This is a genomic window from Formosimonas limnophila (assembly GCF_014652675.1).
In the GTDB taxonomy this organism is placed as follows: domain Bacteria; phylum Pseudomonadota; class Gammaproteobacteria; order Burkholderiales; family Burkholderiaceae; genus Hydromonas; species Hydromonas limnophila.
The window spans coordinates 205,186-228,840 of record NZ_BMZG01000001.1 but is presented as its reverse complement, the minus strand read 5'-3'; the positions used below and the strand labels follow the sequence as shown (position 1 = coordinate 228,840).

At 47.5% G+C, this 23,655-nt stretch carries 23 protein-coding genes; 13 read left to right on the top strand and 10 right to left on the bottom strand.

From position 1 onward, the window contains the following. Positions 1-242 precede the first annotated feature (242 nt). Together IE082_RS01045 and IE082_RS01040 are read left to right on the top strand one after the other, a co-directional pair. The gene (locus tag IE082_RS01045) at positions 243-446 is read left to right on the top strand and encodes a cold-shock protein (protein WP_189490445.1); all 204 of its coding nucleotides are present in this window, start codon (positions 243-245) and stop codon (positions 444-446) included. A gap of 75 nt (positions 447-521) precedes the next feature. Then, the gene (locus IE082_RS01040; RefSeq protein WP_189490443.1) at positions 522-1,706 is read left to right on the top strand and encodes a multidrug effflux MFS transporter; all 1,185 of its coding nucleotides are present in this window, start codon (positions 522-524) and stop codon (positions 1,704-1,706) included. A gap of 67 nt (positions 1,707-1,773) precedes the next feature. Here the strand turns inward: IE082_RS01040 and IE082_RS01035 are convergent, their stop codons facing one another. The 4 genes from IE082_RS01035 to purB form a co-directional block, all read right to left on the bottom strand. Beyond that, entirely contained in the window at positions 1,774-2,292 is a 519-nt protein-coding gene (locus IE082_RS01035) for a low molecular weight protein-tyrosine-phosphatase (RefSeq protein ID WP_229809658.1), read from the bottom strand. A 135-nt stretch (positions 2,293-2,427) separates the two neighbouring features. Continuing rightward, the gene (gene uvrB / locus IE082_RS01030) at positions 2,428-4,455 is read right to left on the bottom strand and encodes an excinuclease ABC subunit UvrB (RefSeq protein ID WP_189490441.1); all 2,028 of its coding nucleotides are present in this window, start codon (positions 4,453-4,455) and stop codon (positions 2,428-2,430) included. A gap of 170 nt (positions 4,456-4,625) precedes the next feature. After that, complete coding sequence (locus IE082_RS01025; protein ID WP_189490439.1) at positions 4,626-5,141, bottom strand: cytochrome b; 516 nt, start codon at positions 5,139-5,141, stop codon at positions 4,626-4,628. Positions 5,142-5,217: 76 nt separating this feature from the next. Then, positions 5,218-6,582 carry an adenylosuccinate lyase gene (gene purB / locus IE082_RS01020; RefSeq protein WP_189490437.1) on the bottom strand — a complete coding sequence of 455 codons (1,365 nt, stop codon included), beginning with the start codon at positions 6,580-6,582 and terminating at the stop codon, positions 5,218-5,220. A 129-nt stretch (positions 6,583-6,711) separates the two neighbouring features. Here purB and IE082_RS01015 point away from each other — a divergent pair, with 129 nt between their 5' ends. From IE082_RS01015 to creC, 3 genes are read left to right on the top strand one after another with little or no spacing between them, the layout of a single operon-like run. Next, positions 6,712-7,527 (top strand): acyl-CoA thioesterase, encoded by an 816-nt coding sequence (locus tag IE082_RS01015; RefSeq protein WP_189490435.1) that lies wholly within the window; start codon positions 6,712-6,714, stop codon positions 7,525-7,527. Positions 7,528-7,537: 10 nt separating this feature from the next. Further along, a complete protein-coding gene (gene creB / locus IE082_RS01010) occupies positions 7,538-8,236 on the top strand; it encodes a two-component system response regulator CreB (RefSeq protein ID WP_189490434.1) in 699 nt (232 codons plus the stop codon). Positions 8,237-8,239: 3 nt separating this feature from the next. Continuing rightward, positions 8,240-9,688, top strand: a complete 1,449-nt coding sequence (gene creC / locus IE082_RS01005) for a two-component system sensor histidine kinase CreC (RefSeq protein WP_189490432.1) — start codon at positions 8,240-8,242, stop codon at positions 9,686-9,688. 79 nt (positions 9,689-9,767) lie between these two features. Here the strand turns inward: creC and tsaE are convergent, their stop codons facing one another. Next, positions 9,768-10,274 (bottom strand): tRNA (adenosine(37)-N6)-threonylcarbamoyltransferase complex ATPase subunit type 1 TsaE, encoded by a 507-nt coding sequence (tsaE, locus tag IE082_RS01000; RefSeq protein WP_189490430.1) that lies wholly within the window; start codon positions 10,272-10,274, stop codon positions 9,768-9,770. Between the two features lie 84 nt (positions 10,275-10,358). Between tsaE and queG the strand changes: the two genes are divergently transcribed. After that, on the top strand, positions 10,359-11,486 hold the full coding sequence (gene queG, locus IE082_RS00995; protein WP_189490428.1) for a tRNA epoxyqueuosine(34) reductase QueG: 1,128 nt from the start codon (positions 10,359-10,361) through the stop codon (positions 11,484-11,486). A 107-nt stretch (positions 11,487-11,593) separates the two neighbouring features. Next, complete coding sequence (locus IE082_RS00990) at positions 11,594-12,181, top strand: malonic semialdehyde reductase (protein ID WP_189490426.1); 588 nt, start codon at positions 11,594-11,596, stop codon at positions 12,179-12,181. A 401-nt stretch (positions 12,182-12,582) separates the two neighbouring features. Here the strand turns inward: IE082_RS00990 and IE082_RS00985 are convergent, their stop codons facing one another. Further along, the gene (locus tag IE082_RS00985; protein WP_189490424.1) at positions 12,583-13,074 is read right to left on the bottom strand and encodes a signal peptide prediction; all 492 of its coding nucleotides are present in this window, start codon (positions 13,072-13,074) and stop codon (positions 12,583-12,585) included. A 22-nt stretch (positions 13,075-13,096) separates the two neighbouring features. Between IE082_RS00985 and ruvA the strand changes: the two genes are divergently transcribed. The 6 genes from ruvA (at position 13,097) to IE082_RS00955 (ending at position 18,674) form a co-directional block, all read left to right on the top strand. Then, positions 13,097-13,681, top strand: coding sequence for a Holliday junction branch migration protein RuvA (gene ruvA / locus IE082_RS00980; protein ID WP_189490421.1), 585 nt, complete (start codon positions 13,097-13,099; stop codon positions 13,679-13,681). 17 nt (positions 13,682-13,698) lie between these two features. Continuing rightward, positions 13,699-14,850, top strand: a complete 1,152-nt coding sequence (locus IE082_RS00975) for an acyltransferase family protein (protein WP_189490419.1) — start codon at positions 13,699-13,701, stop codon at positions 14,848-14,850. A gap of 3 nt (positions 14,851-14,853) precedes the next feature. Continuing rightward, the gene (gene ruvB, locus IE082_RS00970; RefSeq protein WP_189490417.1) at positions 14,854-15,909 is read left to right on the top strand and encodes a Holliday junction branch migration DNA helicase RuvB; all 1,056 of its coding nucleotides are present in this window, start codon (positions 14,854-14,856) and stop codon (positions 15,907-15,909) included. Between the two features lie 150 nt (positions 15,910-16,059). Beyond that, positions 16,060-17,445, top strand: a complete 1,386-nt coding sequence (locus IE082_RS00965; RefSeq protein ID WP_189490415.1) for a DEAD/DEAH box helicase — start codon at positions 16,060-16,062, stop codon at positions 17,443-17,445. A gap of 179 nt (positions 17,446-17,624) precedes the next feature. Further along, entirely contained in the window at positions 17,625-18,128 is a 504-nt protein-coding gene (locus tag IE082_RS00960; protein ID WP_189490413.1) for a DUF2878 domain-containing protein, read from the top strand. A 12-nt stretch (positions 18,129-18,140) separates the two neighbouring features. Continuing rightward, positions 18,141-18,674, top strand: coding sequence for a DUF3833 domain-containing protein (locus IE082_RS00955; protein WP_189490411.1), 534 nt, complete (start codon positions 18,141-18,143; stop codon positions 18,672-18,674). Positions 18,675-18,766: 92 nt separating this feature from the next. On the opposite strand, the gene IE082_RS00950 is transcribed toward IE082_RS00955, so the two are convergent. The 4 genes from IE082_RS00950 to IE082_RS00935 all read right to left on the bottom strand — a co-directional run bounded on the left by IE082_RS00950 (position 18,767) and on the right by IE082_RS00935 (position 23,555). Then, the gene (locus IE082_RS00950) at positions 18,767-19,963 is read right to left on the bottom strand and encodes an ABC transporter ATP-binding protein (protein ID WP_189490409.1); all 1,197 of its coding nucleotides are present in this window, start codon (positions 19,961-19,963) and stop codon (positions 18,767-18,769) included. Between the two features lie 49 nt (positions 19,964-20,012). After that, entirely contained in the window at positions 20,013-21,659 is a 1,647-nt protein-coding gene (locus IE082_RS00945; protein WP_189490408.1) for an alpha-glucosidase family protein, read from the bottom strand. Between the two features lie 35 nt (positions 21,660-21,694). Then, the gene (locus IE082_RS00940) at positions 21,695-22,531 is read right to left on the bottom strand and encodes a carbohydrate ABC transporter permease (RefSeq protein WP_189490406.1); all 837 of its coding nucleotides are present in this window, start codon (positions 22,529-22,531) and stop codon (positions 21,695-21,697) included. 100 nt (positions 22,532-22,631) lie between these two features. Continuing rightward, positions 22,632-23,555: a carbohydrate ABC transporter permease gene (locus IE082_RS00935; RefSeq protein WP_189490404.1), complete on the bottom strand. Its 924-nt coding sequence runs from the start codon at positions 23,553-23,555 to the stop codon at positions 22,632-22,634. Positions 23,556-23,655 lie beyond the last annotated feature (100 nt).

The window sequence follows — 23,655 nt, the reverse complement described above, 5'->3', positions numbered from 1 at the left end:
GTTTTTATCTGCAAAATAGCCTATATCTCACCAATATCAACCTCGCAGGGAATAAATAGTGCTTATTTGGCATAAATTCAAGGTTTTAGCTTGACACAACCTGCAAAACCGAGAACAATCACAACAAGCACACAAATTCATGTGTGTCGTAGTGGTCTCAAGGCTTGTCGAATTAGGTTTACCTATAACAATAAGCAGGAGATGTTTTCATTGGTTTTTTTTTAAAAGGATGGCTAAGTATTATGGCTACCGGTACAGTAAAATGGTTTAACAATAGCAAGGGCTTCGGCTTCATCACTCCTGATGGCGGCGGCGAGGACTTATTCGCACACTTCTCTTCAATTCAAATGGATGGCTACAAGTCATTGCGCGAAGAGCAACGTGTTAGTTTCGACATCACTGATGGCCCAAAAGGCAAACAGGCTGCGAACATCAAAGAAGCGTAATTTAAAACTACGATTCTTTTCTAAAATGCTCGAACTTTTGTTCGAGCATTTTTTATTTCTATCACCAAATCCATCATGAATCAATCTATCATCTCACACACACGCCTACTCATCATCCTCTCGGGGACTGTCGCCTTCGGCGCATTCGCCATTGATATGTATTTGCCAGCACTGCCTACGATGGCGACTGAGCTAGGCGCCACATCGACTCAGTTACAGCTAACTTTAAGCATTTTTTTCACAGGCTTTTGTGTGGGTATGCTGATCTATGGCCCCCTGTCAGATCACTTTGGTCGTCGTAAATTGCTGTTGTCAGGTATTTTGCTGTTCGCAGTCACCAGCGCAGCTTGTATGTTTGCCGTCAATACGCATCAATTATTGATTTTACGTGGCTTTCAGGCATTGGGTTGTGGCGCGTGTGTGGTGATGGCACGTGCGGCAAGCCGTGATATATTTCCGCCTGCTCAGCTGCACAGCATGATGTCAAAGATGAGCTTGGTAACGATGATGGCGCCCTTACTGGCTCCGTTGATTGGTGCGGTTTCTTTGATGCTTGCGGGGTGGCGCTCTATTTTTGGGGTTTTGACGAGCATTGCGCTCGTTGCTTTTTATTTTGTCTATCGCTATATCCCAGAAACACTCACACCAGACACTGACCGCCGCTTGCATTTGGGTAATGTATTACGCACTTATGGCCAACTACTGGCATCAAAAAAAAACATCACACTCATGCTATGTATGGCCTGTGCTATGTCCGGTATGTTTGCTTTCATTGGTGGTGCACCGTTTGTGTACACGCAAGTACTTGGCTACTCCGAGCTTGAGTTTGCGTTGCTATTTGGTTCAAATATTGTCGGCATGTCATTAATCACGTCGCTCAACTTATATTTGCTCAAACGTTTTCAAGCCTCTAGTTTGATGACTTATCAATCAGGCGCGTTGTTGTTAGCAGGGGTTGGCTTGGTCACGATGCGCGCGACAGGACATATTGACTATATTGTGCCACTGGTGATTTTATACGTTTCTCACGTGAACGCGCTGTGCGCCAACGGCATGGCGTCATTGCTGCACCTACACCACACCAATCGCGCAGGCTCTGTCAGCGCACTGGCCGTCTCGATACAGTTTGGCTTGGCTGCCGTTTCAACCTCATTGGTTGCGACGTTTTCCCACAGCCCCGCTTCTGCGATGACGGGTGTTATGTTGCTGTTTGGAGTAATGGCTTTCGTCTGTGCTGTATCGCAACGGAAGATGTCATAAGAAATCCCGTGCTTGAGCACAGGATTTTGGTTTTATCATTGATTCTATTCAACTCTAAATGAATTGGCTACGCCGCCACGGGTTGCGGTAAACGTCGTTTCACGACCTCCAGCAAACCCATTGAGGCATCCTCAAGGTAATCAAGCACGAGATTAAACGCGTCTTGCTCTTGATAGTATGGGTCGGGCACTTCGGCATCATCTGAGTTCTGTGCATAGCGCATTACCAGCTCAATTTTATGACGGCAGTTTTCTGGTGCAATGTTTTGCAAAGCACGTAGATTACCCCAGTCCATCACCAAAATCATATCAAATTGCTCAAAATCACTTTGCGAGACCTGACGAGCAGTTTGTCCCATCAAGTTATAACCACGAAACGCAGCGGCATGCTGACTACGCGAATCCGGCTTTTCGCCAACATGATAAGCGGCAGTACCTGCAGAATCAACTTGGATTAAGTCTGATAAACCAGCCTGCTGAACCTTTTTTTCAAATACCGCTTGTGCCACAGGCGAACGACAAATATTACCTGTACAAACAAACAACACACTTGCTTTTAATGCTGGTTCAATCATTTCAACTTTCATCAAACCCTCCTATTATTAGGTCAATCTAAACAGCGGCGAATTCTAGCATAGCCGTCACAAAAGAGGGGTTGTTTTTCAAAAAAACAATTCAACTATCTATATCTCTGGAGGTTTTATGAGGTTTATTGACATCCCTCACTCACCATTGATAAATAATTGTTGCTTTAGATCATGGAGCTTGTCTCGCGTACGAGCAGCTTGCTCAAACTCTAAATTCTTAGCAAAATCAAACATTTGCTTTTCAAGCTTGACAAGCTCCTTGGCCAACTCTTTTTCTGACATGGCCTCATAATGCGAATTGTTGTCATTCGGTTGACGCACCTTGTCAATTTTTTTCTTGCCATCGTTGTAGACGCCATCGATGATGTCTTTGATGCGTTTGTTTACACCTTTTGGCGTGATGCCGTTTTCTAAGTTAAAGGCAATTTGCTTATTTCGACGACGCTCTGTCTCATTCATCGCTCGCGTCATAGAGTCTGTGACTCGGTCAGCATAGAGAATAGCCATCCCATTGATATTTCGTGCAGCACGACCAATTGTCTGAATCAATGAGCGCTCAGAGCGTAAGAAGCCCTCCTTATCCGCATCCAAAATCGCGACCAATGAAACTTCTGGAATATCCAACCCTTCGCGCAACAGATTAATCCCAACCAACACATCAAATTCGCCCAATCGCAAGTCGCGAATAATCTCAACACGCTCAACCGTGTCAATGTCCGAGTGCAGATAACGCACCTTGACCCCATTTTCATCGAGGAACTCGGCCAAATCCTCCGCCATCCGCTTAGTCAGCGTCGTGACTAAGACCCGCTCATTGACTTTCGTTCGAGCACGGATTTCATTCAAAACATCATCCACCTGCGTCGTCGCAGGCCGCACCTCAATCATCGGGTCAACCAAACCCGTCGGGCGCACGACCTGCTCAGCCACAGAATCGGCATGTTGCTTTTCATAGTCACCCGGAGTCGCCGAAACAAATACTGTTTGGCGCAATTTGCCCTCAAACTCCTCGAACTTCAATGGACGGTTGTCCAAGGCACACGGCAAACGGAAACCATAATCCACGAGATTCTCTTTGCGCGAACGGTCACCCTTGTACATCGCTCCGAGCTGTCCCGTCAAAACGTGCGACTCGTCCAAAAACATCAGCGCATCTTTAGGTAAATAATCAATCAGCGTTGACGGCGGCTCACCTGGCTGGGTATTTGAAATATGGCGCGAGTAGTTTTCAATCCCTTTACAAAAACCAATCTGCGACAGCATTTCAAGGTCAAAGCGCGTGCGCTCCTCCAGCCGTTGCGCCTCCACCAATCGCCCCTCTTTATGGAAAAACGCCAGCCGCTCGCGCAACTCATCCTTAATCGCCTCCACTGCTCGTAACACCGTCGCGCGCGGCGTCACATAATGAGATGTTGGATAAACCGTGAATCGTGGAATCTTCTGTACGATTTTGCCCGTCAACGGGTCAAACAATTGCAACGAGTCAACCTCATCATCAAACAGCTCAACCCGCAGTGCAAAATCCGCATTCTCCGCAGGAAAAATATCAATCGTATCGCCCCGAACGCGGAACGTCCCGCGCGCGAAATCCAGCTCATTGCGGTTGTACTGCATCACCGCCAATTGCTTAACCACATCGCGCTGCGCCATCTTATCCCCCTTGCGCAGCGTCATAATCATTTGGTGGTACTCATTCGGATTACCAATACCATAAATACACGACACAGTCCCCACGATAATCACATCGCGCCGCTCCATCAGACTTTTCGTCGCCGACAGCCGCATCTGCTCGATGTGCTCATTAATCGCTGAGTCTTTTTCGATAAACAAATCCCGCGACGGCACATAAGCCTCAGGCTGATAATAATCGTAGTACGACACGAAATACTCCACCGCATTATTCGGAAAAAACTCCCGAAACTCGCTGTAGAGCTGCGCCGCCAACGTCTTATTCGGCGCGAGCACCAACGCAGGCCGCCCAGTGCGCGCAATCACATTCGCCATCGTGTACGTCTTACCCGAACCTGTCACACCCAACAGAGTCTGAAAACTCAAACCATCCTCAACCCCCTCTACCAACGACGCAATCGCTGTCGGCTGATCACCTGCAGGTTCAAAGGGTTGGTGTAATTCGTAAGGAGAATTCGGAAAAGTGACAATCATGGCGGGACTCGCAAAAGGTAAAAAGCAAAGCGTATCTTAACATCCAGACGTAAAAAAAAGCCGCTTATAGCGGCAAGCAATATCCAAAAACTCAAATGACTGTTTACATTTACTCTTAGGAAGTAGCGCATATTATTTTCATGCGTTTACCTCCTAAGCTGTCGCATTGATTAAAACGGCATCATACGTTTAAAAACATTTTTCTTCTCTTTGAGCAGGTGAACAACCCCCCCCGCCACATGCAGAATCAATAAACAAAAAAATACGTTGGCGCACAACTCATGGAGTTCTTTGAGCGTGTGGGTAATACTCGGATCTTTGGCAATCAATGTTGGCAGACTAAATAAACCAAAGAAATTAGCAGGATAGCCGTGTGCATTACTGAGCAGCCAACCAAACAACGGCGCGCCAATCATGGTGATGTATAACAAGCCATGCACAGATTTTTCTAAAATGTATTGCATCGAGCCTTTTGAATTAACAGACGCTGGAACATGACTGGCAACACGAAAGCGATTCGCAATGCGCAAAACCGCAAAAATCAAGACAGCAATACCCAAAGCTTTATGAATTGGCATCAGTTCTGGGCTCAGATTCCAGCCAATCAGTAAAGCCCCAATCATGGCCAAGGCGACCAGCGAATGCAAGACAATCATTGACATAGGGTATTTATCGGTGTGTTTCATGGTTTTCCTCAATGGTTTTTAATGATAAGGGGCGTATTATACAAAAAAACAGAGATAAGTGATAGGCTCAGCACCGTTATACGTCACGTGCCAACTGCGCGGCAATGCCGATGTAGTTCGCAGGGGTCATCGCCATTAACCGTGCCTTTTCAGATTCAGGAATATCTAAACCACCGATGAATTCACGCAAAGCCTCGCGCGTGATGCCTTTGCCACGTGTAAGCTCTTTGAGTTGCTCGTATGGATTCTCAATCCCATAGCGACGCATCACCGTCTGAATCGGCTCGGCAAGCACTTCCCAGCAGGCATCTAAATCTTCATTTATTTTGGCAGCATTCAACTCAAGTTTGTTTAAACCACGCAAACAAGCATCGTAGGCAATCACCGCATAACCCAAGCCCACCCCCATATTGCGTAGCACAGTTGAATCAGTCAAATCACGTTGCCAGCGCGACACGGGCAGCTTCTCCGACAAATGACGCAACAATGCGTTGGCCAAGCCCAGATTACCTTCAGAATTCTCAAAGTCAATCGGATTAACTTTATGTGGCATAGTCGATGAGCCAATTTCGCCTGCTTTGGTTTTTTGCTTGAAGAATCCGAGAGAAATATACCCCCAAATGTCGCGATTCGCATCAATCAAAATCGTGTTAAACCGCGCCAAAGCATCAAAATACTGCGCCATGTAATCATGCGGTTCAATTTGAATGGTATACGGATTAAACGTCAAACCGAGCTGGTTTTCAATCACACCTTTGGAGAACGACGGCCAGTCAAAATCAGGGTAGGCCGACAAATGCGCGTTGTAGTTACCCACCGCGCCGTTCATTTTGGCCAAAAGCTCCACACTCGCCAACGCCGCACGGGCACGTTCTAAACGCGCCGCGACATTCGCAAACTCTTTCCCCACCGTCGTTGGTGAGGCAGGCTGACCGTGCGTACGTGACAGCATCGGTTGCTCAGCGTGGGCGACAGCAATCGCTTTAAATTTGGCGACCAATTCATCCATCAGCGGCAGCAACACGTCGGCACGTGCTTTTTTGAGCATCAAACCATGAGAGGTGTTGTTGATGTCTTCAGACGTACAAGCAAAATGAATGAATTCGCCCGCAGCGGCCAAATCATCACGCCCCGCCATTTTTTCTTTAAGGTAATATTCAACCGCTTTCACATCATGGTTCGTGGTTTTCTCGATGTCTTTGATGCGCTGCGCATCCGCTTCACCGAAATTAGCAACAACGCTATTCAGATAATCCACGGCATTATCTGAGAAAGCAGGTAACTCCGAAAACCCCGCCTTCGATAAGGCAATCACCCAAGCCACCTCCACCGCCACACGGTGATGCAGCAAGCCCGCCTCTGACATAATGGGACGCAGCGCGTCCACCTTTGAAGTATAACGACCGTCGAGGGGAGAAATGGCGTACAGCGCTAATGACATAGAAAGTCCTTCTGGGTGATTGGAGGGGATTGAACAGTCTGTTATTTTAACCGATGATGGTTTAAAAACCCACCTTTGTATTAGAATAGCCGCAACTATTGCCCAACACCCAATGAAAAAGGATTTTGTATGTCTCTAACGCACATCAACGACTTACTCAATCAAGTCAAAGCAGGCACACCAGACACCACCTACACCATCACGCCCGACTGGGGACAAGGACGCGCTTCGTTCGGTGGGCTACTCGGCGGGATGCTGTACACGGCCATAAGACGCGAAATGAATGATGAACGACCGCTGTATTCATTCATGTTGTCTTTCGTCGGTCCTGTGGTGAGTGATGAGCCGTTCACGATTTCGGCACAAGTCTTGCGTATAGGCAAAAGCGCCGTGCAACTCGCCGCGCAGATTGTGCAAAATGATGCGGTGGTGTGCTCGGCGTTGGCGTGTTTTGGCACGGCACGAGAGTCATCTGTTGTCGTTGCATCATTACCTGCACCAAATGCGACATCGCCCGATCTTTTGCCTGCCCTGCCATATATTCCGAATATCGTACCTGCATTCACCCAACACATTGATTTTCGCTGGGCGTTCGGCGGTTTGCCTTTTTCGGGGACTCAATCTCGTGAAATGGGTGGCTGGATTCGCTTGAAAGATTTGTCCGCAGATGATGAGTTCACAACGGCACATTTGATTACATTGATTGATGCGTGGCCGCCTGCGGTGCTACCACTGCTGTCAAAACCTGCACCAGCGAGCTCTGTGACGTGGAGCATGTCATTCATGCAGCCGTTACCTAAATTGGCATCTAACTGGTGGTTGTACCGCGCTGAAATTGCACAAGCTGCCGATGGTTATGGACAAACATCTGCACATATTTGGGACAAAGATGGCGTGCTCGTCGCCATGAGCACACAGACTGTGGCAGTTTTTGACACCCCTTGATGATTAAAATATGACTACCAAACAAACTATCTGGCTCATCGAAGACGAGCCTGCGATTGCAGAAACATTAATCTACGCGTTACAAACCGACGGCTTCACCGTGCAATGGTTCCATCGCGGCCAGCTGATGCTCGACGCGCTGCAAAACGACGCGCCGTCGCTGTTTATTTTAGATGTCGGTTTGCCCGACATCAATGGCTTTGACTTATACCAACGAATTTTAGCCACCCATGATGTACCGTTGTTGTTCCTCACTGCGCGCGCCGACGAGGTTGATCGCATCGTCGGATTGGAGATGGGCGCGGATGATTACATTGCCAAGCCTTTCTCACCACGTGAAGTGTGCGCTCGAGTACGTGGGATTTTGCGCCGCTCTGAGCGTGCTGTCACTAAATCAAAAACATCGGAAGTTTCTTTATTTGAAGTCAATGAGTCTCATGGCACAATTCTCTTCTGTGAGCAGTTGTTGTCATTGACACGTTATGAGTTTTTATTGTTAAAAACCCTACTCTCAGAGCCAAACCGAATTTTCCCTCGTCAGTTGCTCATGGATTTGGTGTGGACGGATGCAACCGACACCTTTGACCGAACCGTGGATACCCACATCAAAACCTTGCGCAGCAAGCTGCGTGTCGTGAATGAATCCCTCAACCCCATCACCACCCACCGTGGTTTTGGTTACAGCATTCGCAGCAATACCGATGTGTAAACCATGAGAATCAGTCTACAAATATTCATCGGGTATTTTCTAATTGTCGCCATCGCTGCCTGGTTTGTCCTCGCGATTTTCGCAGAGGAAGTCAAACCCGGTGTGCGCCAATCCACCGAAGACGCCCTCGTGGACAGCGCGCAAGTTTTGGCAAACATTGCCGCGCAAGACATCAAAAACAACGCCACCGCCACAGGCAGCATTGCGCAAGCATTCGCTCAAATCAACCAACGCCCTTTTCAGAGCAACATCGGCGGTGTCATCAAAACACGCGTTGACTATCGCGTCTACATCACCGATGCAGCAGGGATTGTTCGATACGACTCATCAGGCAAGGACGTCGGCGCTGACTACTCACGCTGGAATGACGTCTATCTCACACTGCGCGGCCAATACGGTGCACGCAGTACGCCCAGCGTTGTAGGCAATGACGCCACCAGCGTCATGCACGTCGCCGCGCCAATCATCATCAACGACAAAATCACTGGTGTACTCACCGTTTCTAAGCCCAACAGCACACTGATGCCCATCATCAATCGCAGCGAGGCGCGGATCACACAAGCAGGTGTGATATTACTCGGCGCATCGCTACTCGTTGGCCTCATCATTATGTGGTGGATTAACCGCTCTATTTCTCGATTGGAACGCTACGCAGACGACATCACCGCGGGCAAGTCTGTGCTAAAACCAAAATTCATCAGCACAGAGCTCAGAGCCATCATCAACACCATTGCCACCATGCGGGAGCGACTCGATGGCAAAGAGTACGTTGAGCAATACGTGCATACCCTCACCCACGAGCTAAAAAGCCCGCTTTCAGCCATCCGTGGTGCTGCCGAAATCATCAAAGAGCATCCACCCGAAGCCGCCCAAACCCAATTCGCCACGAATATCGAAGAGCAAAGCCACCGCCTACAAACCCTCATTGACCGTCTGTTGGAACTCGCGAATCTTGAACGTGCGCCCGCATTGTCATTGCAGCCCGTGGCTTTGCACCCTTTACTTGACAAAGCTTTATCAACCCAGCAAACTGAGCTTGCTCGTCGCAACATCACTTTGTCAATTAACATCAATGGCAATACCACTGTTCAAGGCGATGAATTTTTACTTGGCCAGATGTTCAGCAACCTCATCGACAATGCGATGGATTTTTCTCCGAATGACAGCAGCATTCAAATTTACGATGAACCGTCTCTAATCCACCACCGCATCAGCATCCGCGACCATGGTGCGGGCATTCCCGACTACGCGCTGCCACATATTTTTGACCGCTTTTATTCGCTGGCTCGACCGCACAAATCAAAAAGCACGGGGCTTGGTCTGAATTTCGTGCGCGAAATCATGACCAAGCACGATGGCCAAATCGACATCCAAAACCATTTCGGCGGTGGTGTATTGGTCAAATTGGTATTCCCTAAAAGTCTGACCGCCAAATTTGACCGTCATGCTTAAATGCTTAGGTGTGAACCATAAAAAATCCGCTGACTTGATCAGCGGATTATTGACAAAACACTTCAAACCTCACAGCACATCAATCCAAATGCAGGTCTAAAAAACGCCCTGCCGCCTCATCCGACACCTTCAGCGTCAACTGTCTGGGCGAATCATTCAATTCATCATCACTGACAAACTCATCCACATGAGACAATTGCACAACCAAGGTCGGTGCAGGCAAAGCCCCCGCCGCCTTTTCTGCCCACTCAATGAACACCACAGCAGCCGTGCTCAGATACTCATCAAAACCCGCTGAAAACCACTCACGCGGTTCAGCCAATCGGTACAAGTCAAAATGATGCAACTGCTGTATTTTCGTTGCATTGCTTGGTAATTCATAGCTCTCAATCAGCGCATAAGTGGGACTTTTGACTCGCCCTGTCACGCCCAGCGCTCGTGCGAAATAGCGTGTGAACGTGGTTTTGCCCGCTCCCAAATCACCTTCGAGAAACACCACATCACCAGCAATGACACAATTGGCAATGGCCTGCGCCATGCGCGCCGTGGCCGCTTCGTTTTTGAGCAAATGGTGTTGTTCGTGCATAAAATCACCCTATATTAATAGACGCGCCATACGAATCAGCGCAACTTCACGCCAGTGTGGGCAATACCCAGTATCATATCGCCCATGACAGACATCACAGCCCAACATTGTACCGCAAACGACAACGACCGCAGACAACTGGCCGAGTGGATTAAGTCAGCCGCACAAACGCAAGGCTTCTCTCACATCGCCATCAGCCAGCCTGACTTACGCGCGGCAAAAACCAGTTATCAAGCGTGGTTGGCCAAAGAATTTCACGGTGAAATGTCTTATTTGACACGAAATCTTGATGCACGATTTGAACCAGCAACACTCGTACCCGAAACAATCAGCATTATCAGCGTGACTTTGCCTTATTTGGCGGCTGATTTAGCCCCCGACTGGCAGACACAGACTTGGCAAACCATCGAAAATCCCTCAAGTGCCAACATCTCACGCTACGCGCTCGCCCGTGATTATCACAAAGTGGTTCGCAGCCGCCTACAAAAACTCGCTGAGCAGATTGAGCAACACATCGGAACCACCTTAATCTATCGAGCCTTCTCCGACTCAGCACCCGTGCCAGAAGTCGAGATTGCCCAACAAACCGCGCTCGGCTGGCGTGGAAAACACACGCTGCTGCTCAACCGTGAGTCTGGCTCGATGTTTTTTCTCGGTGAGCTGTATGTGAATCTGGATTTGCCTATGGATGTGAAAACCACCGAGCACTGTGGTTCATGCCATGCGTGCTTGGACATTTGCCCCACACAAGCGATTATTGCACCGTATAAGCTTGACGCACGCCGCTGTATTTCCTACCTCACCATCGAATACAACGGCGTAATTCCTCATGAGTTTCGACCAGCCATCGGTAACCGCATTTATGGGTGTGATGACTGTCAACTCGCCTGCCCGTGGAATAAATTTGCAGTCAAAAGTGACCTACCCGATTTCGAAGTGCGCCATCAATTGGATCAATTAACCTTACTAGATGCTCTGTCATGGTCGGAGTCCACATTTAAGGACAAAATGGCTGGCTCAGCCATTTATCGAATCGGCCATGCTCAGTGGCAGCGCAATGTTTTATTGGCGTTGGGTAACGGCGAAGCTACAGAACAAGCCATCGCTGCTGTCGCTGTTTACACAGCACACGCCGACGCGGTGATATCAGAGCAAGCCATCTGGTCATTGACCCAGCTAAATCACCGTAAAAGCACCAATACTATTTCATAAATGAAAAAATCATTTGTCAAAAAACCAATTTGTTTAAAAAATGAAGCACTGTAAAATCACAACCCGTTCACTAGAACACCAAATCCATCCATCAACAGGAGCCAAACATGACCACACTCAGCAACGAAGCACTCAACCAACTGTTTCACGACGCACGCACATTTAACAAATTCACCAACGAACCTGTCACTGATGAGCAGTTACAAGCCATCTATGATTTGGCAAAAATGGGGCCAACCGCATTCAACGCCTCACCTGCCCGCTTTGTCTTTATCCGCTCACCAGAAGCGAAAGCGCGCTTAGAGCCAACATTGGCCGATGGCAACAAAGCAAAAACCATGGCCGCGCCCGTTACCGTTATTGTGGCTTATGACACCAATTTCCAAGAACACTTACCGACCATTTTCCCTGCGATGGATGTCAAAGGCATGTTCGACGCCAATCCAGAAATGACCCAAACCACCGCATTCAGAAATGGCAGCTTATCAGGTGCGTATTTCATCATGGCTGTTCGTGCCATTGGTTTGGATGCTGGTCCGATGAGTGGTTTTGACAATGCTGCCCTTGATAAAGAGTTTTTCCCCGATGGCCGATTCAAATCGAACTTCCTCATCAACATCGGCCACGGCGATGCCTCAGGCAACTATCCACGCAGCCCGCGTTTGGCTTATGACGTTGCCACTCAAACGTTGTAATGTTTTGTGCTGATAAAATAAAAACCATGAAACTCGTCATCTGGCGGATTTCATGGTTTTTAGCACGTCAACCTGACATAGGTCACGACAAATCAAACGCTAGCAAACTAGTTCGTATTAACACTACCAATAATAAATCGTTACAATGTGTGCATTAGCGTTTGTTCTGAAAATTAAAAGTCTTTCGCAGTATATTCTCTCGCTTTGATAAACTTGATGTTTTGTTTAGCGGCTTTATTCATTTCGCACTCATCGTTGATTGCTTGAATAGTGTTAATACGCCCTAGCTTATCAATCTGCAAATGCAGTCCACAAATCATTTGCTTCGGCTTCTTAGTGAAACCACCATAAAAAATGCCGAGACAATACTCGGTACTTTCACCACACAGCGACACAAACCGCTACCGTTTATCACGCCTATCAAATCGTTCAGGCCCGAAACGATACGCAGCCACTTCAAAATAATTATCCCGATAAAACCGCTTACCGCGCACCAACTGCCACAACCCATTCAAAACATAAGCAAACGGCATGAAAATCCCCCAAAGCTCAGTTTGACGCACATGCTCAAGCTCATGAGCACCAGACCAACACAGTTGTCGTGCATTGCGTGCAATCACCACATGACCGATGGATGCAGCCGACATTGCCCCGAGCGGATGTTTGCGCAGCCAAGAACTCAACCAACCACCCCACGCACACAACGCCGATGTTTGCCCAATACGCAAACGCGCCACGTGCGGACGACTCGGCAGCGCCAGTAATAGTAAGAGCAAGCCCAAAACAGTAATCGGCAACGCCCAGAGATACTTCAATAATTTCACCATACACATCACAGACAATATTCGCCACACAATCGCCAAAGCCCCAAACCACTTGTGCGATAATAGCACCAAATCATTTAAGGCTCTCCCCATGCTCGCAAAAATCACTGGCACACTCATCGATAAAAGCCCACCGCAAATCGTTGTCGACACCGCACACGGCCTCGCATACGAGATTGACGTGCCTATGAGCACTTTTTATCATTTGCCCAATGCAGGGGAAACGGTCAGCTTGTTTTTGCATTTAGCCATTCGCGAAGATGCGCAGCAATTATTTGGCTTCGCCACCGCTGCTGAGCGATCCAGCTTTCGCATGTTGATTAAAATCAGTGGCATCGGCGCACGCACCGCACTTGGGATTTTATCAGGACTGTCCTCTGACGACCTACAACAAGCCGTCGTCGCACAAGACATTTCACGCCTCACAAGCATCCCCGGTATCGGCAAAAAAACCGCTGAACGACTGGTGCTGGAACTAAAAGACAAACTCAAAGGCGCGAGCTTCAACTTCACCACAGCCACCACCGACAAACCCGACGCCCGCAACGATATCGCGCAAGCCCTGTCTGCATTGGGCTACGGCGACAAAGAAATCAACAGCGCATTAAAACAACTGCCCGTAGACTCGGGCGTATCCGCAGGAATTCGGCAGGCATTGCAGTTTTTATCTAATTAACTTATGAAAGCACTTATATGCAAGAGCTTGCTCCAACAAATATTTTCCCTTACTTTATAGGGTCAGGTATTTTCATTTTAATTGCCTTTGTCATTCATCAACTAAACCCTTTCTACCGAACATTAACTAATCATAATGAACAACAAGTCTTAACCCTAGATGGCTTAAGAGGCTTTCTAGCGCTAGGCGTTTTCTTCCATCACGCAATTATCAATCACAATTATTTTTTGACATCAGTTTGGAAGACGCCTGATTCCACTTTTTATACACTAACTGGTCAAGTGGGTGTTTCGTTATTTTTTGTCATCACTGCATTTTTATTTTGGTCAAGAGTTATTAAGTCAGAAGGGAGCTTGAATTGGAAGAGTTTCTACAGATCTCGTTTCCAACGAATACTACCCATGTATTTTTTGACAGTGTTGATCTTAATATTAATAATCACATATAAAGAACTGACTAATCAAACACAGATTTTTAACAATTTTTCTCAAACACTGGCAATAACCAAACAACTACTAAAGTTCATATTTTTTTCAACCCCGAACATTCCTGTTGAAAATTTTTACACTGTCAATGCAGGGGTGTACTGGACTTTAGTTTGGGAATGGAAATTCTATCTAGCATTACCGTTACTGTCTGTGAGTCTACCAAGTAAAAAAGGAAAGTTGCTGACAATTTTATTATTTGCTTTATTTTGCATCTCATCAGATGAAAAATATCTATACTATTTTTTAGTCGGAATTCTAGCTGCTGAGTTTTACAGAAAAAGGTTTAGCATAACAAAACAATGCAAAATCATTCTAGATTTATGTTCCTTACTGTTGTTCTTTGTGATTTTCTATTTCTTTGACACAGCTTATGGTATCAAGCAAGCACTAGTATCTTTTTTTCTATTCATCTGTTTACTATATGGAGATGGATTGTTTGGGGTTTTGCATACAAAACCCGCTAGGCTTTTGGGAGAAATTAGTTATAGTATTTATCTTTTACATGGTTTAGTTATATCATTTGTCATTAGTTTTTTACCCAACCCGCTCTTCTATACCAAGCACTATTGGCCAATCACGCTATCAATGGGATGTCTGACCATTATCTTGTCCAGTATGAGCTATCAGTACGTTGAACGCTATTTTTATAAGAAACCAAAAAATATCGAAAGTAAACTTTAGCATATGTCCACCATCGTCACCGACGACTTTTCCCCCGCCGATTTTCCGAACCGCGTTTTGGACACCAAACCACCGCGCGAGGAGGAGCAAATCGAACGCGCCCTGCGCCCGAAGCAGCTCGACGAGTATGTCGGCCAAGCTAAAATCCGTGAGCAGCTCGATATTTTCATTGGCGCTGCGAAAACACGCCATGAAGCACTCGACCACACATTGTTGTTCGGCCCGCCAGGTTTGGGAAAAACCACCCTCGCCCACATCATCGCCCGTGAAATGGGCGTTAATCTCAAGCAAACATCAGGGCCTGTGCTCGAACGTGCGGGTGATTTGGCGGCGTTATTGACGAATCTCGAAGCCAATGATGTGTTGTTCATCGACGAGATTCACCGCCTCTCGCCCGTGGTTGAGGAGATTCTTTACCCTGCGTTAGAGGATTATCAAATCGACATCATGATTGGCGAAGGCCCTGCCGCACGCAGCGTGAAGCTTGATTTACAGCCATTCACATTGGTGGGAGCGACCACGCGCGCGGGCATGTTGACCAACCCGTTGCGAGATCGCTTCGGTATTGTGGCAAGACTGGAGTTTTATACAGTTGAGGAGTTGACCTTTATCGTCAAACGCTCAGCGCGTTTGCTGCATTGCGAAATGTCTGAGGACGGTGCCATCGAAATCGCCCGCCGCTCACGTGGCACACCACGTATCGCTAATCGTCTGCTGCGTCGCGTACGTGACTACGCGCAAGTGAAAGCAGACGGCCACATCACCAAAACCATCGCTGATGCTGCGCTCAAGATGCTTGACGTTGACCCTGTGGGTTTGGATGTGATGGACAGAAAGCTATTAGAAGCGATTTTGTTCCGATTTAATGGTGGTCCAGTTGGGCTGGACAATCTTGCTGCATCCATCGGTGAAGCCAAGGACACGATTGAGGACATCATCGAACCATACCTCATTCAACAAGGCTACTTACAACGTACCCCACGCGGGCGAATTGCCAGTCCGATGACTTTTGCGCATTTTGGCCTTACACCACCTGCTGGAGAAAGCAATCTTGCGTGACGCACACTCATGATTTTCATGAGCAGTAAATGCAAGTGCATTTCTTATTGCTCACTCAACTCATCACCATGCTCTAACACCAGTAACTCAAGCCCCATCAGCCAACCTGTTATACTGTCCCACTTTCCTTTTTAAGATTGCACAACCCTCATGTTATTTTCAGAACTCGGTTTATCAGAATCCATCCTGCGAGCCATCACCGAACATGGTTACACCAGTCCCACACCGATTCAATCTCAATCCATTCCCGCAGTCCTCAAAGGTGGCGATTTACTCGCAGGAGCGCAGACAGGTACAGGCAAAACAGCAGGCTTCACCCTCCCAGTTCTACACAGACTCTCCAGCAGCCCGCGCAGCAATCCCGCCAACTACCGCCCAATTCGCGCACTCATCCTGACACCCACGCGCGAGCTGGCCGCGCAAGTCGAAGAATCCGTGCGTGTTTATGGCAAATACACCAAACTCACTTCGGCAGTGATGTTTGGTGGTGTCGGCATCAACCCACAAATTGCCACGCTCAAAAAAGGCGTGGACATCCTCGTCGCCACACCAGGCCGACTACTCGATCACATGCAGCAAGGCAACATCAACCTCAAACACATCGAAATCCTCGTTCTCGATGAAGCAGATCGCATGCTTGATATGGGTTTCATCCGCGACATCAAAAAAATTCTCGCGGCGCTGCCTGCGCAACGACAAAACTTGTTATTTTCTGCAACGTTTTCTGATGAAATCAAAGCATTGGCCGATAGGCTACTCAACTCGCCTGCTATGATTGAAGTCGCACGACGCAACTCAACCATCGAAATCGTACAACAAACCATTCACCCAGTAGACCGCACGAACAAACACCCGCTGCTCGCCCATTTGATTAAGACCAATAACTGGCAACAAGTTCTCGTCTTCACCCGTACCAAGCACGGCGCGAACAAGCTCGTCACCCAGCTTGAGAAAGACGGCATCACCAGCATGGCGATTCACGGCAACAAAAGCCAAACCGCCCGTACAAAAGCATTGGCTGACTTCAAAGCTGGCAAACTACAAGCCCTCATCGCCACCGACATTGCCGCGCGCGGCATTGATATTGATCAATTACCGCATGTGGTGAACTATGACTTACCCAATGTGCCAGAAGACTATGTGCACCGCATCGGTCGTACAGGCCGTGCTGGCGCAAGCGGTGAAGCCGTTTCTCTAGTTTGTGTTGACGAAAACAGCTTGTTGCGTGACATCGAGAAATTCATCAAAATAACCATTCCCCGTGCAGTCATCGCAGGGTTTGAGCCTGACCCTAACGCCGTCGCCCAGCCCATCCAGCTACGCAGCGGACAAGGACGTGGCAACCAAAACCAACGTCCACGCGGCACCTCCCCTAAAGCCGGTGGTGCCAAACCCAGCTCAACCAACAACCCAAGCGGTGCGAAAAACACAAGTAAAAAACCAAGCTCACACCCAGCAAATAATACGAAGCCAAGCAACCCCCCTTCAGCGGGCAAACCGTCTCAATCGCCACGCTCATCTTCACGCAGCCGCTAAGGGCAATGATTGATACAAAGCTCAAGTTCAAAACCCATGTTTTTACATGGTTTTTTTTCACCTACCTTGCACACATCAATTGAGCTATCGACTCTCCCAAGCACCCCGCCGCTACGTGTGTTAGCATCGAGCAGGAACAACAGCTAATGCGTTTTAAGCGCTCAAAAGGATAACAGCATATGAAAAAAAACTTGCTGAATATCATACTGTTTCAACTCGGATGGTTTGTGTGCATCTGGGGGGGCAATGCTTACGCCATCGCTTACACAACAGCAGCATTGTTGATTAATCATTTTTTCGTCATTCAGCACGAGCGCGTTCGTGAGTGGGCCTTTATCAGCGTCGTCACACTAACGGGCTCTTTGTGGGATGCTGTGGTCGTTTTTGGCGATTGGATGAATTACACAAAGCCCGATATACTGGGCATCCCAGTTTGGCTGGTCTGTTTGTGGACGCTGTTTGCAACAACACTGTGTCACAGTTTGGTTTGGCTGCAACGAAATACCATTTTAACAGCCTTACTTGGCCTGATTTTCGGACCATTGAGCTATTGGGCAGGCACACAATGGGGTGGTGCACACATGAGCGAGCCTACTACAACAGCACTCTTGGTCATTGGCCTTGGCTGGTTTTTCTTATTACCCTGCTATGCAAAAATAGCTCAAAGGCTCAATGCCTCATGAAGGAGTTCAAACATGTACACCGCACTTAAAGTCCTATTTCTGACAGCGTCATTAACGCTGCTCAACGCGTGCTCATCAATTGCTGTCACAGAATACAGTGCTAACAAACCAGAGTTGGTGATCTCCGAATTCTTTAACGGCACACTCACCGGACATGGTATTCTCAAAGACCGCAGTGGAAAAGTGACACGCTATTTTAATGCGACGATTGAGGCCACGTGGGACAATGGTGTCGGCACGTTGGATGAGCATTTTGTCTTTGACGATGGCGAAAAGCAAAATCGAATTTGGAAACTACGCCCTGATGGACAAGGTAACTACATCGGCACCGCCAATGATGTCGTAGGCGAATCAGAGATGCGAACCTCTGGCAACGCATTGTTTCTCAATTATGTACTCACTGTACCGTATAACGGAACAACACTGAACATTAATATCGACGATAGAATGTATTTGGTGTCTGAAAAAATGCTCATCAATGAGTCAAAGATGAGCAAATGGGGCTTTGATGTCGGCGAATTACACTTGGTTATTAGCAAACCATAATCAAGTATTTATGGCTCGAGTTATGAGCAGACACATTTAGCAATAAAAAAACCGCGAGATTTTCATCTCGCGGTTTTTAACAAAGATAAACTTCACGAAGCATACGGCTCAGCAACCACAGCACCAGCCACACCAGCCACGGAGAATGAATCTTTCACAGAATCAACTCGGATGGTGCGTGGGCAAGCGCGGCCATCCTCTTTGAACGCATGCAGTGCATCTGCTTGCAAGTAAACATGAACCATGTCGCCAATTTTGTAGTTGGTATCGCCTGATTGACGAACAGTCATGGTATCGTCCGCATTTGGGACACTGACGTACAGGTATGATGCCTCACCGAGTTTTTCGATGAACTCAACTTTGCCTTGAATCACATTGTCACCATCTGCATTAACCAGCTTCGTGTGCTCTGGGCGAATACCGATTTCAAGTTTCGTACCTGCTGGCAGACCAACGGCATTGATACGCACTTGATAAGAGCTATCCCCCATACGCACAATCGCCGACTCTGGTGCAGCAGACTCAAGTGTACCGTGAACGAAATTCATTTTTGGTGAGCCGATAAAGCCCGCAACAAACTTATTCACAGGAAAGTGATACAACTCAAGTGGTGCGCCGCATTGAGCAACTGACCCATCACGCTGAACGGCTTCACCGCTGTTGAGCAAAAGGATTTTGTCAGCCAATGTCATCGCTTCGACTTGGTCATGCGTCACATAAATCATACTGGCCGTACCGATGTCTTTGTGTAAGCGAGCAATTTCCAAACGCGTTTTCACACGCAATGCCGCATCTAAGTTTGATAATGGTTCGTCAAACAAAAACACACCTGGTTCACGAACAATTGCACGACCAATCGCGACGCGTTGACGTTGGCCACCTGAAAGCTCTTTAGGTAAACGTTCAAGTAAGTGATCGAGCTGGAGGATTTGTGCGGCGTGGCGCACTTTTTTGTCTACATCTGTGTCAGCAGTTTTGGCAATTTTCAAGCCAAACGCCATATTTTCATAAACGGTCATGTGCGGATACAAAGCATAGCTCTGAAACACCATCGACACACCACGTTCAGACGGTGCTTTTTCGTTAACGCGCACACCACCGATTTGCAACTCGCCACTGGTGATGTCTTCGAGTCCAGCAACCATGCGCAAAAGTGTTGACTTGCCGCAACCTGATGGACCGACAAATACACAAAACTCATTTTCACCAATGTGTAAATTCACATCACGAATGGTATAAGGATTGTCTCCGTAGCGTTTGTGAACGCCTTTAAAAATTAACTCAGCCATTTTATTTCCTTATTATCAAAGATGTGTCGATATGTGATTGAGCAACCGCTCAAACCCATGCCACCACAGATTGCCAAGGTGCCAAATCCAAGTCCTTTTGACCTGCCACCAATGTCAAATTGCTTTGCGGAAAGTCCGCCAACTCTTTTACAGCGACGCCATTCGGCAAATGATACGTTGCAGGAGTGTCTGATAAATTAAACACACACAACAACGAAGCGCCTTCAAATGAGCGCACAAAAGCAAATACCTGCTTGTGCGCGTCCAATACATCCATACTGCCTTTGATCAACGGCAACAATAATTTGCGCTGTTGCAAGCAAGTGCGATAGTGATTGAGCAAACTATCTGCCCCACTCTGCTGGTCAACAGCCAACTCACCATGGGTACTTGCCACAGGCAGCCACGGCTTGGCCGTGCTAAACGCAGCGTTGAGCGCCGACATTTCCCATGGCATGGGTGTTCGACAACCATCACGCCCCTTAAACGCAGGCCACATGGTGATGCCATAAGGGTCTTGTAACTCTTCAAACGTCAATTCAGCCTCAGGCAAACCCAACTCATCCCCCTGATACACACACGGGCTACCACGCATGCTTAACTGCATAGCCGCATAAGTTTTTAATGCTTCATCACCAGCACACCACCGACTGGCCAGTCGTGCCACGTCATGGTTGGACAACGGCCACGATGGCCAGCAACCGTCTTTGGCACGGGATTCAAATTCATGAATCGCATCATGGATGAACGTCGCCGAATTGTCTGTACCTAACAACTTGAACGTGTAAGTCATGTTCAGCTTATCGCCGCCCTCGGTGTATTCAATCATCGCGCCCACCGAGTCATCTGCCCCCAACTCTCCCACTGTCATAATGCCAGGATATTGATTTAAAAATGTGCGCAATTTTTGAACGAAAACGACATTTTCAGGCTGAGATTTATCATGTACATGATACTGCCACGCATAAGGGTTCGAGCTCGGCGCTGAGCCATCATCAGTCACAGGACGACCCTTGGGCGGGTTGTTGCGCAATTGCTTGTCATGTACATAGAAGTTCGCAGTATCCAGGCGGAAACCATCCACGCCCAAATCTAACCAAAACTTCATCGCATCAAACAACGCCGCTTGCATGTCAGCGTTATGAAAGTTCAAATCAGGTTGACTGGTCAAAAAGTTGTGCAAATAATACTGCTCGCGCCCTGTATCCCACTGCCAAGCCGAGCCACCAAAAATTGACAGCCAATTATTGGGAGGCGTACCATCGTCCTTCGCATCGGCCCAAACGTACCAATCCGCTTTAGGATTGGTTTTATTTTGGCGACTCTCAGCAAACCAAGGGTGGACATCAGACGTATGGCTCAAAACTTGGTCAATCACCACCCGCAAACCAGAGTCGTGCGCCTTTTCAAGCAAAATTTTAAAATCATTCACCGTGCCAAACATCGGATCAACGTCACAATAATCCGAGACGTCGTAACCAAAATCCTTCATTGGCGACTTAAAAAATGGTGACAGCCAAATCGCATCCACACCCAAATCAGCGATATAAGGTAAACGCGCCACAATCCCTTGTAAATCACCAATGCCATCGCCGTTACTGTCTTGGTAACTGCGTGGGTAAATTTGGTAAATCACCGCACCACGCCACCAGTCAGGGTCATTAGCATTGTTTGAATGTTGTAAAAACTGTGTCATGTACTCGCCTTATATTTTTATGGTCAAGGATTTGTTTAGCCTTTAACAGCACCAGCCGTCAAACCAGAAACAATCTTGCGCTGGAACGCCAAAACCATCGAAATCAAAGGCAAGGTAACAATCACTGATGCTGCCATGATTTTGCCCCAAGGCAACTCATATTGGCTCGCACCGCTTAACAACGAAATCGACACGGGCACTGTGCGCGCTTCATTGCTGTTCACGAAAGTCAAAGCGAACATGAACTCATTCCAAGCAGCGATAAAGGCGAGCAAACCAGTCGAAACCAAAGCCGGCCACATCAAAGGCATGAAGACATCCTTAATGATGCGCCATGGGGTGCAACCATCCATAATGGCGGCCTCTTCCAACTCTTTTGGCAAATCACGCATGAATGTCGTCAAAACCCAAACCGTAAACGGTAAAGTGAAAATCATGTAAGGTAGAATCAAACCGAGTGTTTTGCCATACAAGCCAAATGCTCGCATCATCTCAAACATCCCAGACAATACCGCCACTTGCGGGAACATCGACACCGCCAACACCATCAAAAGCAATAAACCGCGGCCTTTGAAGCTCACTCGCCCAAGTGCATACGAAGCAGTCACACTGACAAACAACGAGACAGCCACAACCAGAGTAGCAACCATCACCGAATTAAACAGATGGCGCAAAAAGGGTTGATTTTCGTCCGACAGCAATTCTACGTAATTCTGTGGGTTCAACGTACTTAATAATAAACTTGAATCATACAAACCCTCACCCGTACGAAATGATGTGATGATAGCGTAATAAAAAGGAAAAACTGAGAAAACCACAATCACTGCGACCAACAACCAAAAGCCGATGCGGTATCCAATATTCTTTGACATGATGACTCCTTAATACGGGGAAGAATGCCGACCGACCCAGCGTGTACTCTTAGATTTTGTCGTTCAAAGTCATTTTGAACAACCAAGGTGTGGTGCTTAATTAACTTTCCACTTTTACCTTACCAAACTTCATATAAGCGATAGTGCACATGCCAATGATTAAAAACAACACCGTCGCCGCCGCAGAACCAAAGCCAACATTGCCGTTGTCAATCATTTCTTTACGTACGTACCCCGACATCGAAATTGTCTGTCTAGTATTTGATGTCAACACATAAATCAAGTCAAATACACGTAAGGCATCAAGTAAGCGGAAAATAACCGCCACCATCAATGCAGGTTTAATCAAAGGCAACGTCACTTTGAAAAACACGCGGATGGGGTGAATACCATCAACCTGTGCGGCTTCGTAACAATCCTTAGGCAACATCTGCAAAGCCGCCAAAATCAAAAGTGCCATGAACGGTGTGGTTTTCCACACGTCTACCAAAACCACTGTAAACAATGATAAGTCGGGATCAGCCACCCAAGCCACGTTCTGTGTAATTAAGCCCAAACTCATTAAAGTGCTATTTACCACACCAAATTGGTCATGAAGCATCCAACCCCACATCTTCGCAGAAACAATAGTAGGGATTGCCCAAGGTACCAAAACCGCAGCACGCACCCATGCCCTGCCTCTGAACTCAGCATTAAGCACCAGCGCAACAATTACCCCCAAAATAGTCTCAAGCGTGACAGACCAAAAAGAGAATTTCAAAGTATTCCATATTGACGCGCCCCACAAGTCTTCTACGAAAGACTTTCCTGTCGCAAACAGACCATACTCGCCAAAGTAATTATCCAAACCAATAAATTTAGCACTGCTCATGCTATTGAGGTTGGCATCAGTAAAACTAAACCAAATTGTGCGTGCCAACGGCCAACCTGCCACACACAGCAAGATAAAGAGCATGGGAATTAAAAAAGTCCACGCGCTGCGGATACGCTGACGCGTCAACGCGCTCTGTTGAGCTTGACTCATAATGGGTCTCCTGTATTCGCTGGCAGAGCGCACAGCGATATTTTTATTTTAAAACTTATATTTTTGCTGTTTGAAGTTTTTTAAAAGCGGTGCATCGCGT

Bases quoted from the DNA above. Each gene is read 5' to 3' on its own strand.
- IE082_RS01045 (WP_189490445.1), top strand. From the start codon at position 243: ATGGCTACCGGTACAGTAAAATGGTTTAACAATAGCAAGGGCTTCGGC.
- IE082_RS01040 (WP_189490443.1), top strand. From the start codon at position 522: ATGAATCAATCTATCATCTCACACACACGCCTACTCATCATCCTCTCG.
- IE082_RS01035 (WP_229809658.1), bottom strand. From the start codon at position 2,292: ATGAAAGTTGAAATGATTGAACCAGCATTAAAAGCAAGTGTGTTGTTT.
- uvrB (WP_189490441.1), bottom strand. From the start codon at position 4,455: ATGATTGTCACTTTTCCGAATTCTCCTTACGAATTACACCAACCCTTT.
- IE082_RS01025 (WP_189490439.1), bottom strand. From the start codon at position 5,141: ATGAAACACACCGATAAATACCCTATGTCAATGATTGTCTTGCATTCG.
- purB (WP_189490437.1), bottom strand. From the start codon at position 6,582: ATGTCATTAGCGCTGTACGCCATTTCTCCCCTCGACGGTCGTTATACT.
- IE082_RS01015 (WP_189490435.1), top strand. From the start codon at position 6,712: ATGTCTCTAACGCACATCAACGACTTACTCAATCAAGTCAAAGCAGGC.
- creB (WP_189490434.1), top strand. From the start codon at position 7,538: ATGACTACCAAACAAACTATCTGGCTCATCGAAGACGAGCCTGCGATT.
- creC (WP_189490432.1), top strand. From the start codon at position 8,240: ATGAGAATCAGTCTACAAATATTCATCGGGTATTTTCTAATTGTCGCC.
- tsaE (WP_189490430.1), bottom strand. From the start codon at position 10,274: ATGCACGAACAACACCATTTGCTCAAAAACGAAGCGGCCACGGCGCGC.
- queG (WP_189490428.1), top strand. From the start codon at position 10,359: ATGACAGACATCACAGCCCAACATTGTACCGCAAACGACAACGACCGC.
- IE082_RS00990 (WP_189490426.1), top strand. From the start codon at position 11,594: ATGACCACACTCAGCAACGAAGCACTCAACCAACTGTTTCACGACGCA.
- ruvA (WP_189490421.1), top strand. From the start codon at position 13,097: ATGCTCGCAAAAATCACTGGCACACTCATCGATAAAAGCCCACCGCAA.
- IE082_RS00975 (WP_189490419.1), top strand. From the start codon at position 13,699: ATGCAAGAGCTTGCTCCAACAAATATTTTCCCTTACTTTATAGGGTCA.
- ruvB (WP_189490417.1), top strand. From the start codon at position 14,854: ATGTCCACCATCGTCACCGACGACTTTTCCCCCGCCGATTTTCCGAAC.
- IE082_RS00965 (WP_189490415.1), top strand. From the start codon at position 16,060: ATGTTATTTTCAGAACTCGGTTTATCAGAATCCATCCTGCGAGCCATC.
- IE082_RS00960 (WP_189490413.1), top strand. From the start codon at position 17,625: ATGAAAAAAAACTTGCTGAATATCATACTGTTTCAACTCGGATGGTTT.
- IE082_RS00955 (WP_189490411.1), top strand. From the start codon at position 18,141: ATGTACACCGCACTTAAAGTCCTATTTCTGACAGCGTCATTAACGCTG.
- IE082_RS00950 (WP_189490409.1), bottom strand. From the start codon at position 19,963: ATGGCTGAGTTAATTTTTAAAGGCGTTCACAAACGCTACGGAGACAAT.
- IE082_RS00945 (WP_189490408.1), bottom strand. From the start codon at position 21,659: ATGACACAGTTTTTACAACATTCAAACAATGCTAATGACCCTGACTGG.
- IE082_RS00940 (WP_189490406.1), bottom strand. From the start codon at position 22,531: ATGTCAAAGAATATTGGATACCGCATCGGCTTTTGGTTGTTGGTCGCA.
- IE082_RS00935 (WP_189490404.1), bottom strand. From the start codon at position 23,555: ATGAGTCAAGCTCAACAGAGCGCGTTGACGCGTCAGCGTATCCGCAGC.